The organism is Kitasatospora sp. NPDC049258, from assembly GCF_040678895.1.
In the GTDB taxonomy this organism is placed as follows: domain Bacteria; phylum Actinomycetota; class Actinomycetes; order Streptomycetales; family Streptomycetaceae; genus Kitasatospora.
Genome location: NZ_JBFAQT010000017.1, coordinates 142,212 through 156,082, shown reverse-complemented (window position 1 = coordinate 156,082; position 13,871 = coordinate 142,212). Strand labels below are relative to the sequence as shown.

At 76.0% G+C, this 13,871-nt stretch carries 14 protein-coding genes and 1 tRNA gene; 5 read left to right on the top strand and 10 right to left on the bottom strand.

From position 1 onward, the window contains the following. Window positions 1-10 precede the first annotated feature (10 nt). Window positions 11-84: transfer RNA gene (locus AB0K43_RS17445), tRNA-Met, on the bottom strand. A gap of 186 nt (window positions 85-270) precedes the next feature. On the opposite strand from AB0K43_RS17445, the gene AB0K43_RS17440 reads away from it, so the two are divergent. From AB0K43_RS17440 to AB0K43_RS17430, 3 genes are all read left to right on the top strand, one after another. Further along, window positions 271-1,884, top strand: coding sequence for a phospholipid carrier-dependent glycosyltransferase (locus AB0K43_RS17440; RefSeq protein ID WP_363640537.1), 1,614 nt, complete (start codon window positions 271-273; stop codon window positions 1,882-1,884). A 3-nt stretch (window positions 1,885-1,887) separates the two neighbouring features. Next, window positions 1,888-2,655 carry an ABC transporter permease gene (locus tag AB0K43_RS17435; protein ID WP_363640535.1) on the top strand — a complete coding sequence of 256 codons (768 nt, stop codon included), beginning with the start codon at window positions 1,888-1,890 and terminating at the stop codon, window positions 2,653-2,655. Window positions 2,656-2,863: 208 nt separating this feature from the next. Then, window positions 2,864-3,448, top strand: a complete 585-nt coding sequence (locus tag AB0K43_RS17430; RefSeq protein ID WP_363640533.1) for a TMEM165/GDT1 family protein — start codon at window positions 2,864-2,866, stop codon at window positions 3,446-3,448. 34 nt (window positions 3,449-3,482) lie between these two features. Here AB0K43_RS17430 and AB0K43_RS17425 read toward each other — a convergent pair whose 3' ends face one another. Then, window positions 3,483-4,457: a peptidoglycan-binding domain-containing protein gene (locus AB0K43_RS17425; RefSeq protein ID WP_363640531.1), complete on the bottom strand. Its 975-nt coding sequence runs from the start codon at window positions 4,455-4,457 to the stop codon at window positions 3,483-3,485. A gap of 231 nt (window positions 4,458-4,688) precedes the next feature. Further along, a complete protein-coding gene (locus tag AB0K43_RS17420; RefSeq protein ID WP_363640529.1) occupies window positions 4,689-5,618 on the bottom strand; it encodes an AraC family transcriptional regulator in 930 nt (309 codons plus the stop codon). A gap of 95 nt (window positions 5,619-5,713) precedes the next feature. Here AB0K43_RS17420 and AB0K43_RS17415 point away from each other — a divergent pair, with 95 nt between their 5' ends. Further along, window positions 5,714-6,217: an anthrone oxygenase family protein gene (locus tag AB0K43_RS17415; RefSeq protein WP_363640527.1), complete on the top strand. Its 504-nt coding sequence runs from the start codon at window positions 5,714-5,716 to the stop codon at window positions 6,215-6,217. A gap of 4 nt (window positions 6,218-6,221) precedes the next feature. Here AB0K43_RS17415 and AB0K43_RS17410 read toward each other — a convergent pair whose 3' ends face one another. Beyond that, window positions 6,222-6,503 carry a DUF2087 domain-containing protein gene (locus AB0K43_RS17410; protein WP_363640525.1) on the bottom strand — a complete coding sequence of 94 codons (282 nt, stop codon included), beginning with the start codon at window positions 6,501-6,503 and terminating at the stop codon, window positions 6,222-6,224. Window positions 6,504-6,631: 128 nt separating this feature from the next. On the opposite strand from AB0K43_RS17410, the gene AB0K43_RS17405 reads away from it, so the two are divergent. After that, entirely contained in the window at window positions 6,632-6,964 is a 333-nt protein-coding gene (locus tag AB0K43_RS17405; RefSeq protein WP_363640523.1) for an antibiotic biosynthesis monooxygenase, read from the top strand. A gap of 32 nt (window positions 6,965-6,996) precedes the next feature. Here AB0K43_RS17405 and AB0K43_RS17400 read toward each other — a convergent pair whose 3' ends face one another. From AB0K43_RS17400 to AB0K43_RS17375, 6 genes are all read right to left on the bottom strand, one after another. After that, window positions 6,997-7,836: an ECF transporter S component gene (locus AB0K43_RS17400; protein WP_363640521.1), complete on the bottom strand. Its 840-nt coding sequence runs from the start codon at window positions 7,834-7,836 to the stop codon at window positions 6,997-6,999. Next, a complete protein-coding gene (locus tag AB0K43_RS17395; RefSeq protein WP_363640519.1) occupies window positions 7,833-9,443 on the bottom strand; it encodes an ATP-binding cassette domain-containing protein in 1,611 nt (536 codons plus the stop codon). The genes AB0K43_RS17400 and AB0K43_RS17395 overlap by 4 nt, the downstream gene beginning before the upstream one ends. Beyond that, window positions 9,440-10,549: an energy-coupling factor transporter transmembrane component T gene (locus AB0K43_RS17390; protein ID WP_363640517.1), complete on the bottom strand. Its 1,110-nt coding sequence runs from the start codon at window positions 10,547-10,549 to the stop codon at window positions 9,440-9,442. The genes AB0K43_RS17395 and AB0K43_RS17390 overlap by 4 nt, the downstream gene beginning before the upstream one ends. Window positions 10,550-10,570: 21 nt before the next feature. After that, complete coding sequence (locus tag AB0K43_RS17385) at window positions 10,571-11,200, bottom strand: SCO2322 family protein (protein ID WP_363640515.1); 630 nt, start codon at window positions 11,198-11,200, stop codon at window positions 10,571-10,573. A gap of 47 nt (window positions 11,201-11,247) precedes the next feature. Beyond that, the gene (locus AB0K43_RS17380) at window positions 11,248-12,780 is read right to left on the bottom strand and encodes a prenyltransferase/squalene oxidase repeat-containing protein (RefSeq protein ID WP_363640513.1); all 1,533 of its coding nucleotides are present in this window, start codon (window positions 12,778-12,780) and stop codon (window positions 11,248-11,250) included. A gap of 457 nt (window positions 12,781-13,237) precedes the next feature. Further along, complete coding sequence (locus AB0K43_RS17375) at window positions 13,238-13,837, bottom strand: TetR family transcriptional regulator (protein ID WP_363640511.1); 600 nt, start codon at window positions 13,835-13,837, stop codon at window positions 13,238-13,240. Window positions 13,838-13,871: the final 34 nt, after the last annotated feature.

Here is a 13,871-nt window from a genome sequence, read left to right as displayed (position 1 = left end):
TGCTACTGAGTAGCGGGGACAGGATTTGAACCTGCGACCTCTGGGTTATGAGCCCAGCGAGCTACCGAGCTGCTCCACCCCGCGTCGGTGAACCCGACCTTACGGCACCCGGCCGCCAATGCGAAATCGATTCTCCCCCGGGCCGCCGTGCGGGAGTCGGATCACCGGGCCCCCGGCGGCCGGCGGGCTAGGATTCCGGGAAAGCGCGACACAGTGTCAGGTCCGGCCGGCTGCCCGTCGGCGGGATCCACCGATCGAACCGGCGAGGTCATGGCGTACGCGGCAGTCACCGAGACCCCGGCCCCGGCCGACACCCCCGCCCCCGCCCCGCGCGGGCTGCCCCGGTGGGTGCGGGAGCACTCCGGCTGGCTCGGCCCGATCGCGGTGGCGCTCTTCGCCGGGCTGCTCAGATTCTGGCGCCTGGGCTACCCCAACGCCTTCGTCTTCGACGAGACGTACTACCCCAAGGACGCCTGGTCGCTGCTCCGGCAGGGGTACGAGGGCACCTGGCCCAAGGAGGCCAACGACCAGATCCTCGGCGTGCCGCAGCACATCCCGCTCGCCGCGGACCCGGAGTTCGTGGCGCACCCGCCGCTGGGCAAGTGGGTGATCTCGCTCGGTGAGTGGGTCTTCGGCCTGCACCCCTTCGGCTGGCGGGTGATGGTCGCGCTGCTCGGCACGCTCACCGTGCTGATGCTGGCCCGGATCGGGCGCCGGCTGTTCCGATCCACCCTGCTCGGCTGCACCGCCGCGCTGCTGATGTCGGTGGACGGCCTGCAGTTCGTGATGAGCCGGGTCGGGCTGCTCGACGGTGTGCAGATGTTCTTCGTGCTCGGCGCCTTCGGCTGCCTGCTGGTGGACCGCGACCGGACCAGGGACCTGCTGCGCGCGGCCCGCGCCGAGGGCGGCCTGGCCGGCGACCGGGTCCGGCTCGGCGCGCGCCCCTGGCGGCTGGCCACCGGCGTGCTGCTCGGCTGCACCTGCGCGGTCAAGTGGAACGGGATCTACCTGGTGGCCGTGTTCACCGTCCTCGTCCTGCTCTGGGACCAGGCCGGCCGGCGCGGCGCCGGTGCGCGCCGCCCCTGGCGCTCGATGCTGCGCCGGGACGCGCTGCCCGGTGTGCTGTCCACGGTCGGCGCCGCGCTGGTGGTGTACCTGGCCAGCTGGTCCGGCTGGCTCGCCACCGGCGGCGGCTTCGACCGGCACTGGGCCGACGGCCGGGCCGGCCTGTCGATGCCCCGCACCCCGGTGGTCGACATCCCGCTGCCGCAGGTCCCGATGGGCTGGGTGCCCGCGCCGCTGCGCAGCCTGTGGCACTACCACGCGCAGATGTACGACTTCAACACCGGCCTGTCCGACCCGCACAGCTACCAGTCCAACCCGTGGAGCTGGCTGGTCCAGGGCCGTCCGGTCTCGATGTACTGGCAGCAGCCCGCGCAGGGCCAGGGCGGCTGCACCGCCCCCGAGGGCTGCGCCAGCCAGATCCTCGGCATCGGCACCCCGGTGCTGTGGTGGACGGCCTGCTTCGCGCTGGCCTACGCGCTGTGGCGCTGGTTCTTCCGCCGGGACTGGCGCTCCGGCGCCGTGCTGGCCGCGGTCGCCGCGATCTACCTGCCCTGGTTCCAGTACCAGCAGCGCACCACGTTCTCGTTCTACATGGTGCTGCTGGTGCCGTTCCTGTGCCTGGCCGTCGCGCAGATGCTCGGGGCGCTGCTCGGCCCGGCCGGCTGCTCGCCCGCCCGGCGCCGCTGGGGCGCCGCCGGGGCCGGGGCGATCGTGCTGGCGGTCATGATCTGCTTCGCCTACTTCTACCCGCTGTACACCGCGGAGCTGATCCCGATGAACGACTGGCGGGACCGCATGTGGTTCACCAGCTGGATCTGACCGGTGGCCGCCCCGACCCAGCTCCTGCCGGTCACCCCGCTGCTCGGGGTGGTCTGCGCGCTGCTGCTGGCCGGGGCGGTGGCGGTGGCCGGCTGGGGACGCCTCGGCCACGGCCGGGCGGTGCTGCGGGCCGGCCTGCGCGCGGCGCTCCAGCTCGCCGCCGTGGCCCTGGTGATCGCCTGGGTGGTGGGCTCGCTGTGGACCTCGGCCGCCTTCGTGCTGCTGATGCTCGCGGTCGCGGTGCGCACCGCGGGGCGGCGGATCACCGCCGGCCCGGACTGGCCCTGGGCCGCCGTGCCGATCTGCGCCGGGGTGCTGCCGGTGCTCGCGCTGCTGCTGGGCACCGGGCTGCTGCCCCGGCAGGGCCTCTCGCTGATCCCGGTGGCCGGCATCCTGATCGGCGGCGCGCTGAGTGCCACCTCGCTGGCCGGCCGGCGGGCGCTGGACGAGCTGCGCACCCGGCACGGCGAGGTGGAGGCCGCGCTGGCGCTCGGTTTCGAGGACCGCGACGCCCGGCTGGAGATCTGCCGGACCGCCGCCGCGACCTCGCTGGTGCCGGCCCTCGACCAGACCAGGACGGTGGGCCTGGTCACCCTGCCCGGAGCCTTCGTCGGGATGCTGCTGGGTGGGGCGACGCCGGTGCAGGCCGGTGCGGTGCAGCTGTTCGTGCTGGTGGCGCTGCTGCTGGTGGAGGCCGTCGCGGTGGTGGCCGTGCTGGAGCTGGTCGGCCGGGGGCTGGTGGCCCCGGGCCCGGCCGGCGGCGTGGGGTAGGGTTGTCGCTTGTTGAAGGGGAGTAGCCCTCCACCGGAACGTCGACATACTGGCCCGCTCGCGGGCCCGGCGCCCGGGACACCCGCTTCTCGGGGTGTTGGCGAGACCTTCGGCCGCAGTGCTGTGATCATTCCAGTGCTGTCGGGCCGAAGCGTCCCTCGCGGAGCTCCCGGCCGGGCAGCCCGACCGAGAGACGACCGACACTCCGATGAGCCTGACCATCGCCGCCCTGACCTTCGGCATCATCTTCCTCGCCGAACTCCCCGACAAGACCGCGCTGGCGAGCCTGGTGCTGGGCACCAAGTACCGCGCGAGCTACGTCTTCGCCGGCATCGCCGCCGCTTTCGCCCTCCAGGTCGGGCTCGCCCTCGCGGCGGGCAGCCTGCTGGCGCTGCTCCCGCAGCGCTGGGTGGAGGGCGTCACCGGACTGCTCTTCCTGGCCGGGGCGGCGATGCTGCTGTGGCACAAGGAGGAGGAGGACGACGGCAAGGCGGCCAAGGAGCCGTCCTCCGGCAGCTTCTGGAAGGTGGCCGGCGCCAGCTTCGTGGTGGTCGCGGTCGCCGAGTTCGGTGACCTGACCCAGATCATGACCGCCAACCTGGCCGCCAAGTACGCCGATCCCCTCTCGGTGGGCCTCGGTGCCTGGCTGGCGCTCTGCGCCGTCAGCGGGGTGGCGATCCTCGGTGGGCAGAAGCTGCTCAAGCACGTGCCGATGCGGGTGATCATCCGGGTGGCGGCGTCCGTGATGCTGCTGATGGGCGCCGTCAGCCTGGTCCGGGCAGTGATCGGCTGACCGTCGGGCGGTGGTGGGCCGACCGGCGGGCCGGTCAGCCCATCGCCTCCAACTGGCTGCGGGTGACCGGGCCGTACTTGCCCCGCTCGTTGGACGGGATGCTCTGGCCGTAGACGTTCTGGAAGTAGTTGACCGCCTGCTTGGTGCGGCTGTCGAAGGTGCCGGTGACCAGCGAGTCGTCGTAGGCCCAGTACAGGACGTCGGCCAGCCGCTGCTGCATGGCGCTGACGTCCGCGCCCTTGTCGCCCTGCTGCAGCGTGGCGCGGGGGGCGGACTGGCTCGGGCTGGGCGCGGCACTGGAGGCAGGGGCCGAGCTGGCGGCCGACGGGCTCGGGCTGGGGCTCGGCGCGGCGCTGGAGGCCGGGGCCGAGCTCGCGGCCTTGCTGGCGCTCCTGGACGCGCTGGGCGAGGGGGAGGGCTTGGTGCTGGGCGATGCGCTCGGCGAGGCACTCGGGCCGGGGTCGGGGGAGGCCTGGTCGGGGGCGGCGGAGGTCGGCACCGGCAGCGCCTGGTCCGGTGCCTTCGCCTTGTCGGACGGGGCGAGGGCGAGGGCCAGCCCGGCGCCCAGGGCCACGATGCCGAGCCCCGCGCCGACCACGGCGGCCCGGCGGCGGGCGGCGGCGGACCGGCGCTGCTCCGGCAGGGGCGCGGAGGCGACGTGCTCGCGGACGCTGAACGAACCGAGGTCGGGCTGGTGGTAGGGCTGCTGGTCGGGCTGGTGGTAGGGCTGTTCCTGCGTCGGCTGCGTCGGGGACTGTGGCGGGTACTGCGGCCGGGACGGTGGCCGGGGCGCGGCCGGGGCCTGCGGCATCAGCGCGGTGGCGAACGGGTCCGGCGTGGCCGACGGCTCGTAGCCGACCGCGGCCGGCACGTACGGCCGGACCAGCGGCGGGCCTTCGACGTGGGGCATCACCACGGTCTCGTCGAAGGACGAGGGTATGGAGGACTGGCACGCACAACCGCCCGCGGTCCGGGGCGCGCCGCACAGCGGGCAGTGCTCAGCCGGCATGGGCCGGTCCTCCTCGGGTCTGGAATCGAACGGCCCTGATTATGCAGGAGGTTGCTGGGCGAGGACAGGGAGGTGCGCCCGCTCCGCAGGGCATTGTCCTGTTTGATGGCGATACGAACGTTGTGAACGATCGGTGCTGATCGGGTGTCCGTTCGCGGTCCGTCCGCTGGCCGGCCGTGGTGCGTCCGCTGTCCGATCGTGGCGCGCCGAACGGCGCCCGTCGGCTGGGCGTCAGGCCCCGCGGAACTGCTGCGGGCTGACGCCGTTGACCCGCTTGAAGGCCGCGCTCAGCGCGAACGCGCTGCCGTACCCGACCTGGCGGGCCACCGCGGCGAGGGTGGCGTCCGGCTCGCGCAGCAGGTCGGCGGCCAGCGCCAGGCGCAGCCCGGTCAGGTAGGCCATCGGTGGTTCGCCCACCGACTCGGTGAACCGGCGGGCCAGCGCGGCCCGGGACACCCCGGCGGCGCCGGCGAGCCGGGCGACCGTCCAGGGCGCGGCCGGGTCGGTGTGCAGCAGCTCCAGCGCCCGTCCCAGCACCGGGTCGCCCTGGGCCCGGTACCAGCCGGGGGCCCGCGCCTCGGGGCGGGCGAACCAGGCGCGCAGCGCGGAGCTGAGCAGCAGGTCGAGCAGCCGGTCGAGCACCACCTCCTGGCCCGGGCCCTGGCGGCCGATCTCCTCGTCGAGCAGCGGCACCAGCGGTGAGGTCCACTCCTCGCCGGGCAGCACCAGCAGCACCGGCAGGGCACGCAGCAGCCGCCCGCTCACCTCGCCGCGCAGCTGGTACGTCCCGCTCAGCAGCACGGTCGAGCCGCCGGGGCCGTCGCCCCAGGCGCGGACGCCGAGGTCCATCTCCGCGCACAGCTCGGCGCCCTCCGGGGTGGTCGAGCGCTGCCCGGGGTGGATCACCACCTGCGGCGGCCGGTCGGGCCGGTCGGCGACGGTGTACGGCTGCGGGCCGCGGGCGATGGCCAGGTCGCCGGGGCGCAGCACGGCGGCGGGGCCCTCGTCGGGCGTCACCCAGACCTCGCCGCGCACCGGCGCCAGCACGGTCAGCGGTGCCTCGTCCTGGATCCGGACCGACCACGGCGGGTCGAACACCGACCGGAGCAGGAAGGCACCCTGCGCCCGGGGGCCGGCCAGCAGCCCGGCGAGTGCGTCCATGCCGCCAGCCTAGTGCCGCGGCACTGGACGCCCGCGTATGCGGCCGAGCGGCTCGACCATGGCCGCCGCCCGGCGGCGGCGGTTGACTGGCGGGCATGACGGTATTTCGAACGGCGACGCTGGTCGCCGCCACGCTGGCGACCGGCCTGGGCGCCGGCCTCTTCTACGGGTACGCCTGCTCGGTGATGCCGGGCCTGGCCCGGTCCTCCGACCGGACCTTCGTCGAGGCGATGCAGCGGATCAACGTGGCGATCCTGAACGGCTGGTTCGCCCTCTCCTTCGGCGGCGCGATCCTGCTGATCGTGCTCGCCGCGGTGCTCCAGTACCGCTCGGGCGGTGGGGCGGCGCTGGGCTGGATCGTCGCGGCGGGCGCGCTCCAACTGGCGCTGCTGGTCGTCACGATGGCGGTCAACGTGCCGCTGAACAACCGGTTGGCGGCGGGCGGTGATGCGGCGGGGGCGGCCGATCTCGCCACGCTGCGGGCCGAGTTCGAGCAGGTCTGGGTCCGCTGGAACGTGCTCCGGGCGCTGGCCGGTGCCGCCGCGCTCGGCTGCCTGGCGTGGGCGCTTGTGCTGGTGGGGCGTACCGGCCGGGCCTGACCGCTCAGCCGACCTCGGCCGGCTCCGCCCGGCGGTAGCCGCTGCCGTCCCGCCGCCGGGTGAGCCGGCCGCCCTCGACCAGGTAGCGGCGCAGCGCCGAGCAGTCCTCGTGCACCGTCCGCAGCGCCTCGTTGACCTCGGCCTCGGTGTACTCCCGGCCGGCCACGAACAACGTCTCGGCGAGATGGCTGAGCAACTGCTCCCGGCGCGCCACCTTGCGCGGGATCGCGGTCAGCCGCCCGTGCGAGAACAGCGCGGCCACCTGATGGGTGCTCGGATCGGACATCGACTCTCTCCTACGGCTCCTCGATCGGGCGTACCCGGCGAGGCTGCCACGCCGAGCGGTCCGACGGCATCCGGTTTTGGCGGCGAGACTGCGCCCGGGGCGGTGGCGGGGTGCGGCAGGATGGGGGCATGAGCATCGTGAAGATCAATGTGCTGACGGTCCCGGCGGAGATGCGGGAGACGCTGGAGCAGCGGTTCGCCGCGCGGGCCGGGGCGGTGGAGAACTCGGACGGCTTCGAGTGGTTCGAGCTGCTGCGGCCGGTGGAGGGGACCGAGCAGTACCTGGTGTACACCCGGTGGGCCAGCGAGGAGCACTTCAAGGCGTGGATGGAGGGCCCGATGCAGGCCGCGCACCGGCAGGGTCCGCCGGCCGCCGAGGGTGAGGCGCCCAAGCGTCCGGCCGCCGCCGACTCGACGCTGTGGTCCTTCGAGGTGGTCCAGTCGGCCGGCCCCAAGGCCTGACGCTCCGGCGGCCGCGGTGCGCCCGCCGGCCGTCAGCCGTCCCGGAAGGTGGCCGGGGTGGCGAAGGCGGCGCGGCGGGTGGCCCGGCGCAGGGCCCGTAGCACCGGGCCGCCGACGGTGAGGCAGAGCACGGCGGTGAGCGCGGCGCGCGGCAGGTCCCAGCCGAGCGAGGTGGTCAGGCAGTACACCGCGAAGCGCACCAGGTTCTCGCCGACCGGGTCGCCGGGGACGAAGGAGATCGAACTGCCGAGGCCGGAGATGTAGGGCCAGCCCTGGAGGTTCATCACGGTGCCGTACGCGATCGCCGAGACGGCTCCGTAGCAGGCCAGCATGGTGAGTTCGGCGCGGCCGCGCAGGGTGGCGGCGCCGGGCAGCAGGCCCGCGCCGAGGCTGACCCAGCCCATCGCGAGCATCTGGAACGGCAGCCAGGGCCCAACCCCGCCGGTGAGCAGCGCGGAGGCGAACAGGGTGACGGCGCCGAGCACGAACCCGAAGCCCGGTCCGAGCGCCCGCCCGGCCAGCACCATCAGGAAGAACATCGGCTCCAGCCCGGCGGTGCCCGCACCGAGCGGCCGCAGCGCGGCCCCGGCGGCGGCGAGCACCCCGAGCAGGGCCACCGACTTGGCCTCCAGCCCGGGCCCGCCGCCGGCCTCCCGCCCTTCGGCGATCTGCGCCAGCACCACTCCGAGCAGCAGGGGCATCAGCAGCGCGAACAGCCAGGGCGCGTCGGTGGAGTGGCCGACCAGCGTGGAGTCGGTGGCGGCCAGCAGCGGCCAGCCGAAACCGGCCAGGCCGACCGCGGAGACCAGCCCCAGTACGGCGAGCGACCTGCGCCCGAGCGGGACGGGGCGGTTGAGCGAGCTGCCGGTCATGAGGTCTGCTCCAGCGCCCTGGTCACCTGATCGACCGTCAGCAGGCCCGGCAGATTGAGGATCTTGGCGACCTGCGGGGCGAAGGCCGGTGAGGAGAGCACCACGTCGGGGGTCGGCCCGTCCGCCACCACCTCGCCCTCGGCCAGCACCAACGTGCGGTGGGCCAGTTCGGCCGCCAGCTCGACGTCATGGGTGGCGAGCAGCACCGCGTGGCCCGCCGTGGCGAGTTCGCGCACCACCTCGACCAGTCGCCCCTTGGCGGCGTAGTCCAGGCCGCGGGTCGGTTCGTCCAGCAGGATCAGCGGCGGCCGTGCGGTGAGCACCACGGCCAGGGCGAGGGTGAGCCGCTGGCCCTCGGAGAGGTCGCGCGGGTGCAGGGTGTCGTCGATGCCCGGCAGCAGGCGCGCGACCAGGGCCCGGCAACTGCCCGGCTCGGCGCCGGCGTCCTGGTCGGCGGCGCCGCACTCGGTGTGCACGCTCTCGCCGAACAGCAGGTCGCGAGGGTCCTGCGGGACCAGGCCGACCCGCTGGATCAACTCCTTGGGCCTGCTGCGGTGCGGCTCCAGACCGCCGACCCGCACGGTGCCCGAGCTCGGCCGGTGCAGGCCGACCAGCGCGCCCAGCAGGGTGGACTTGCCGGCCCCGTTGCGCCCCATCAGGGCGGTGATCTCGCCGGGCCGCAGCACCAGGTCCACCCCGCGCAGCGCCGGCACCGGCCCGCGCCGGACGGCCAGCCGCCGTACCTCGGCCACCGGTGCGCCGCTCGCGGGCGGCCCGGCGGCGGGGGCGTGCCCCGCCAGCCGGGTGCGCAGCGGGCCGGCTTTGCGGCGGGCGTCGCGGACGGACAGCGGCAGCGGCGACCAGCCGGCTGCCCGGCCGAGCGCCACCACCGGCGGGTGGACGGGGGAGTGGGCCATCACCTCGGCCGGCTCGCCGAGCACCGGCGGCTCGCCCCGGCCGGGCAGCAGCAGCACCCGGTCGGCGTACTGGACCACCCGCTCCAGCCGGTGCTCGGCCAGCAGCACGGTGGTGCCGAGGTCGTGCACCAGCCGTTGCAGCACGGCCAGCACCTCCTCGGCCGCGCCGGGGTCGAGCGCGGAGGTCGGCTCGTCCAGCACCAGCACCTTGGGGTGGACGGTGAGCACCGAGCCGATCGCCACCCGCTGCTGCTGGCCGCCGGAGAGCGAGCGCAGGGCGCGTCCGCGCAGCTCGGCCAGGCCCAGCAGGTCCAGGGTCTCCTCGACCCGGCGTCGCATCACCTCCGGGGCCAGCCCCAACGACTCCATGCCGTAGGCGAGTTCGTCCTCGACCGTGTCGGTGACGAAGTGTGCGAGCGGGTCCTGCCCCACCGTGCCGACCAGGTCGGCGAGCTCGCGCGGCCGGTGGTCCCTGGTGTCCCGGCCGTCCACGGTGACCCGGCCGGTCAGCTCACCGCCGGTGAAGTGCGGGACGAGGCCGCTGACGGTGCCCAGCAGGGTGGACTTGCCGGAGCCGGACGGGCCGACCAGCAGGCACAGTTCGCCCTCGGGGATGGTCAGGTCGAGCCCGCGCAGGGTGGGTTCGGCGGCCTCGGCGTACTGGACGCGGACCTGGTCGAAGGTGATCACTGGGTGCTCCGGGGCGGTTCGGGGGCGACGACGGAGGGCAGCAGGCCGAGCAGGACGGCGGCGGCCGGCAGCAGCGGCAGGGTCGGGGCGGCCGGTGGCACCACGGACGGGGCGAAGGCCTCCGGGTAGCGTCCGGAGAACCAGATCGTCAGCCCGCCGACGGCCAGGCCCGAGCCGCTGACCAGCCACTCCGGCACCGCCCACGGGTCCGGGCGGTAGCGGGTGCGTACGGCCCGGCGGCTGCCGAGCGCCAGGCCCGCGCCGGTCACCGCGAGGCCGAGCAGCAGCACCGGGAACGCCCAGGGCGCGCCGCCGGGGGCGAGCAGCCCGTAGCAGGCGGAGCAGACCCCGAGCAGGCCGAGCAGGGTGAGCGCGGCGGTGGCCCGGGAGATCCGGCGGGTCACCGCGGCGGTCCGGCCGAAGCCGCGGGTGTCCATCGAGGCGGCCAGGCTGACGGAGCGTTCGAGCGCACCCTCCAGCACCGGCAGGCCGACGCTGAGCACCGCGACCACCCCCCGGTCGCTGCGCCCGCGCAGCCGGCGGGCGGAGCGCAGCCGCTGGACGTCGGCGACCAGGTTCGGGGCGAAGGTCATCGCGACCACCACGGCCACCCCGGCCTCGTACAGCGCGCCGGGCAGGCCGCGCAGCAGCCGGGAGGGGGAGGCCAGCGAGTTCGCGGCGCCGACGCAGATCAGCAGGGTGGCCAGCTTGAGGCCGTCGTAGAAGGCGAAGAGCAGGCCCTCCAGGGTCACCGCCCCGCCGATCCGCACGCCCCGGGCCCAGTCGGGCAGCGGCAGTTGGGGCAGGGTGAAGAGCACGTGGCTGCCGGGGACGGGCGAGCCGAGCAGCACCGCGAAGACCATCCGGACGGCGAGCACCAGCAGGCCGAGCTTGAGGAAGGCCCCGTACGAGCGGGACCAGGGCGCGTCGCTCCGCCGGGCGGCGACCACGTACCCCGCGACGCCGACGATCAGCAGGAGCAGCAGCGGGTTGGTGGTCCGGGAGGCCGCGGCGGCCAGGCCGAGCGCCCAGAGCCACCAGGCGCCGGGGTGCAGCTGGCGCGGCCCGAAGGTGGAACGGGTTCCAGATTTTGCGGTACGGGGCACGGAGGTGAGGTCCTGTGGGGGTCAGTGGCGCCGGCGGCGGGCCTGCCACACGGCGCCCGCGCCGAGCAGCAGCACCGCGGCCGCGCCGGCGATCAGGCCGACCGACGGGCCGCCGTCGTGCGCGGGCCGGGAACCGCCCGCGACCGGCTCGCCGCAGCCGGCCCGGGGGTAGCCCGCGATGGCGCAGAGCAGGCCGGCGGAGTCGTAGCGCAGCGGCGGGGCGACGGCGGCCACCACCTCGGCGGAGCTGGCGCCGGGCGGCACCGAGGCGCAGGCGGTACGGGGGGCGGGCGGCAGCTCGCCGGTGGCGAGCGCGCCGGGCGGGGCGTCGGCGGCGGTGCCGAAGTCCAGCACCACGCCGACCCGTTTGCGCCCGGCCGCGGCGGGGGTGCCCGCGCAGATCGTGGCGAAGTCGCCCGGGGCGCCGGGGCGGGCGGCCGCGCGGCCGCCGTCCGGGCTGTCGGCGAACCGCCAGCCGTCGACGCCGCCGTCCGGCGGGAGGTAGCCGACCGGGCCCTGCTGCTGGTAGGTCCAGGCATCGCCGGACCACTTCCAGAACGACCAGTACCGGTAGCCGGCCGCCTCGGCGGGGCCGGCGGCGGTGCCGATCAGGACGGCCGGCAACAGGGCCAGCAGCAGGGCCGGGAGCAAGGCCGGGAGGACGGCGCGCCGCGCCGCCCTCCCGCGCGGAGCCGGGGTCACTTGGGCTCGTCGCCCTTGCCCTCGCCCGGGCCCGCCGCGCTGTCCGTGCCGCCGTCCGCGTCGCCGCCCGCGTCGCCGCCCGGGCGGGTGTCCGCGTCGGAGGCCGCGGGCTTCGCGTCGGGGGTTGCCTCAGCCGCGGGCTTCGCCTCGGTCGCTGCCTCGGCCGCGGGCTTCGCCTCGGCCACAGCCGCAGGCCGGTGCGCTGCCGGGTGCTCCGCCGCCGGCTCCGGCTGCTCCGGAACGTGGTGCGGGCCCAGCCGGCGGGCGCCGCGCCGGCGGCTCAGGCTGAGCAGCAGGCCGCCGCCGATGCCGATCAGCAGGCCGACACCGATCAGCCAGCCGGTCGAGATGCCGGTGTCGGCGTCCGGGACGACGGTCGCGGGGGCCTTGGTGGCGGCCGGGACGGAGACCGGGGCCGGTCCAGCGTCGATCAGCAGCTGGACCAGGTTGTGCCCGGCGAAGTTGTACGGGTCGAGCGCGGCCGCGCGGGCCATCAGCAGCAGGGTCGCGGCGGCCGCGGCGTCCGTGCCGTCCTTGCCCTGGGCGGCCCAGGGGTAGCCGTTGTCGCGCAGCCACTGGGCCGCCGGGGCGGCCTGCTCCGGGTGGCCGGCGCGGACCAGGCCGAGCACCGCCCAGGAGGTGGCGGTGAAGTCGGGGCCGGGGGTGGCGCCGGGGGTGCTCTGCACCAGGTGCCCGCCACCGGCCGTCAGCTGCGCGGACAGGTAGGTCGAGACGGCCTCGGCCGCGTCCGCGTGCGGCACGGTGGCCGCGGTGGAGCCGGCCGGGCAGTCCAAAGGCTTGGGCGACGGGCCGGTGCCGCTGCCGGCGGCCACCGGCAGCCGGCCGCCCGCCGCCGCCAGCGCGGCCTGCGCGGAGGCCAGCGTGTTGGCGGCCAGCGCGCCGTCCGGGCCGGGCTGGTAGGCGAACGCGCCGCGCTGGTCGGCGGCCGCGGCGCAGCCCAGCTGGAAGGCGGCCAGGCCGTCGTAGGCGCTCTTGCCGGACTTCGCCACGCCCGCCGGGTCGGCGCCGGTGGCGACCAGCGCGTTGACGGCCAGCCCGGTCGAGTTGGCGTCACCCGGCGCACCGGGGTTGTACGCCCAGGAGCCGTCGGCGTTCTGATGGTCCTTCAGCCACTGCACGCCCTTGCCGGCGGCGTCCTGGTGCCCGCCCAGCTGCACCAGCGCCTGGACGGCGACGGCGGTGGCGTTGCTGTCCTCGGTCGCCGGGTCGCAGGGGGTCGCGGTGTCGGCCCGGAACGAGGGCCAGCCGCCGTCCGCGCACTGCTGGCCGGTCAGCCAGCCGACCGCGGACTCGGCCGGGACGACCTCCTCGGCGGCCAGCGCGAGCACGGCCAGCGACTGGCGCCAGACGCCGTCGTAGGTCGGGTCGCCCTTGCCGTACAGCCCGGTGGGCACGGCCACCGGGGCGGGCGAGGCGGGCGGGGTGTCGGCCAGGGCCGGCGTCGCACAGACGCCGGCCAGCAGCAGGCCGGCCACGGCGGCGGCGACCGGGCGGGCAGCGGTCAGCATGAGGGGTGGTGCCTTTCGATGAGCGGTGGCAGCGGCCCGCATCGGGCCGCCCGTAGACCTCGACGGGGCCGGACCGGAACCCGGGCGGGCCGCTCGCCTCGCCCCGGCGGTCCGACCTCCCGCCGCGGTGGCGGGACGCGGTTGCGGGTCGGTGCCGGAGCCTCGCCGGCCGCCCCGGACGGGGTGGCAGGTGAAGCTGTCGGCCCCTGACTCTAACCGCCTGGCCAGCCGCTTCCCCGCCCGGTGCGGCCGTGGCGCCCCGAAGGTGGGGCCGCTCTCACCCGCCGGCCGGACGGTGGATCAGCCGACGGTGCCTCAGCGGTACGGGCCGGGATCGGCCGGCCGGCCCGGGTCCTGCACCTCCACCGGACGGCCTAGCGCGCCCGGCCCCGGCGCCCGGCCCCGGCGCCCGGGCACCGCGCCCGGCCCCGGCGCCCGGTCACGGCCACCGTCGCCGTCAGCGGCTCTCCGCCGTCAGCAGCCGGGCCGCCGTGTGCAGGTCGGCCCGCACCTCGGCCAGCGAGGAGCGGCCGGACAGCCAGGCCAGCAGCGTGGCGTGCCAGGTGTGCCCGATCACCCGCAGCGCCGCCTGCTGGTCGGGCGTCGGCGGGCCCGGCAGCGCGGCCGCGGCCAGCACGATCGCCGCCGTCAGCCGGGACACCTCGTCCACCTCGTGGCTGACCGAGCGGTCGGCGAAGGACAGCGCCCGCACCATCGCCTCGGCCAGCCGCGGCTCGCGCTGCAACGCCTGGAAGGCCGTGGTGAGTGCCTCCGCCACCCGGGCGGCCGGGCCGTCGCCGGCCGGCGGGCGGCGGCGGACCTGCTCGTGCAGGCCACCCAGCTGCTCCTGCATCACCGCCACCAGCAGGTGGACCTTGGACGGGAAGTAGCGGTACAGCGTGCCCAGCGCCACCTGCGCGCTCTCGGCGACCTCCCGCATCTGCACCGCCTCGTAGCCGCCCCGGGCGGCCAGCGTGGTGGAGGCCCGCAGGATGCCGCGGCGCCGCTCGGCCTGGCGTGGGGAGAGCAGCCCGCCGGCCGCCGTGGTGGTGGTCATGGAAGCCCCCGGGCGACTGGTTCCGATGTCGGGT

Bases quoted from the DNA above. Each gene is read 5' to 3' on its own strand.
- AB0K43_RS17440 (WP_363640537.1), top strand. From the start codon at position 271: ATGGCGTACGCGGCAGTCACCGAGACCCCGGCCCCGGCCGACACCCCC.
- AB0K43_RS17430 (WP_363640533.1), top strand. From the start codon at position 2,864: ATGAGCCTGACCATCGCCGCCCTGACCTTCGGCATCATCTTCCTCGCC.
- AB0K43_RS17425 (WP_363640531.1), bottom strand. From the start codon at position 4,457: ATGCCGGCTGAGCACTGCCCGCTGTGCGGCGCGCCCCGGACCGCGGGC.
- AB0K43_RS17420 (WP_363640529.1), bottom strand. From the start codon at position 5,618: ATGGACGCACTCGCCGGGCTGCTGGCCGGCCCCCGGGCGCAGGGTGCC.
- AB0K43_RS17415 (WP_363640527.1), top strand. From the start codon at position 5,714: ATGACGGTATTTCGAACGGCGACGCTGGTCGCCGCCACGCTGGCGACC.
- AB0K43_RS17410 (WP_363640525.1), bottom strand. From the start codon at position 6,503: ATGTCCGATCCGAGCACCCATCAGGTGGCCGCGCTGTTCTCGCACGGG.
- AB0K43_RS17405 (WP_363640523.1), top strand. From the start codon at position 6,632: ATGAGCATCGTGAAGATCAATGTGCTGACGGTCCCGGCGGAGATGCGG.
- AB0K43_RS17400 (WP_363640521.1), bottom strand. From the start codon at position 7,836: ATGACCGGCAGCTCGCTCAACCGCCCCGTCCCGCTCGGGCGCAGGTCG.
- AB0K43_RS17380 (WP_363640513.1), bottom strand. From the start codon at position 12,780: ATGCTGACCGCTGCCCGCCCGGTCGCCGCCGCCGTGGCCGGCCTGCTG.
- AB0K43_RS17375 (WP_363640511.1), bottom strand. From the start codon at position 13,837: ATGACCACCACCACGGCGGCCGGCGGGCTGCTCTCCCCACGCCAGGCC.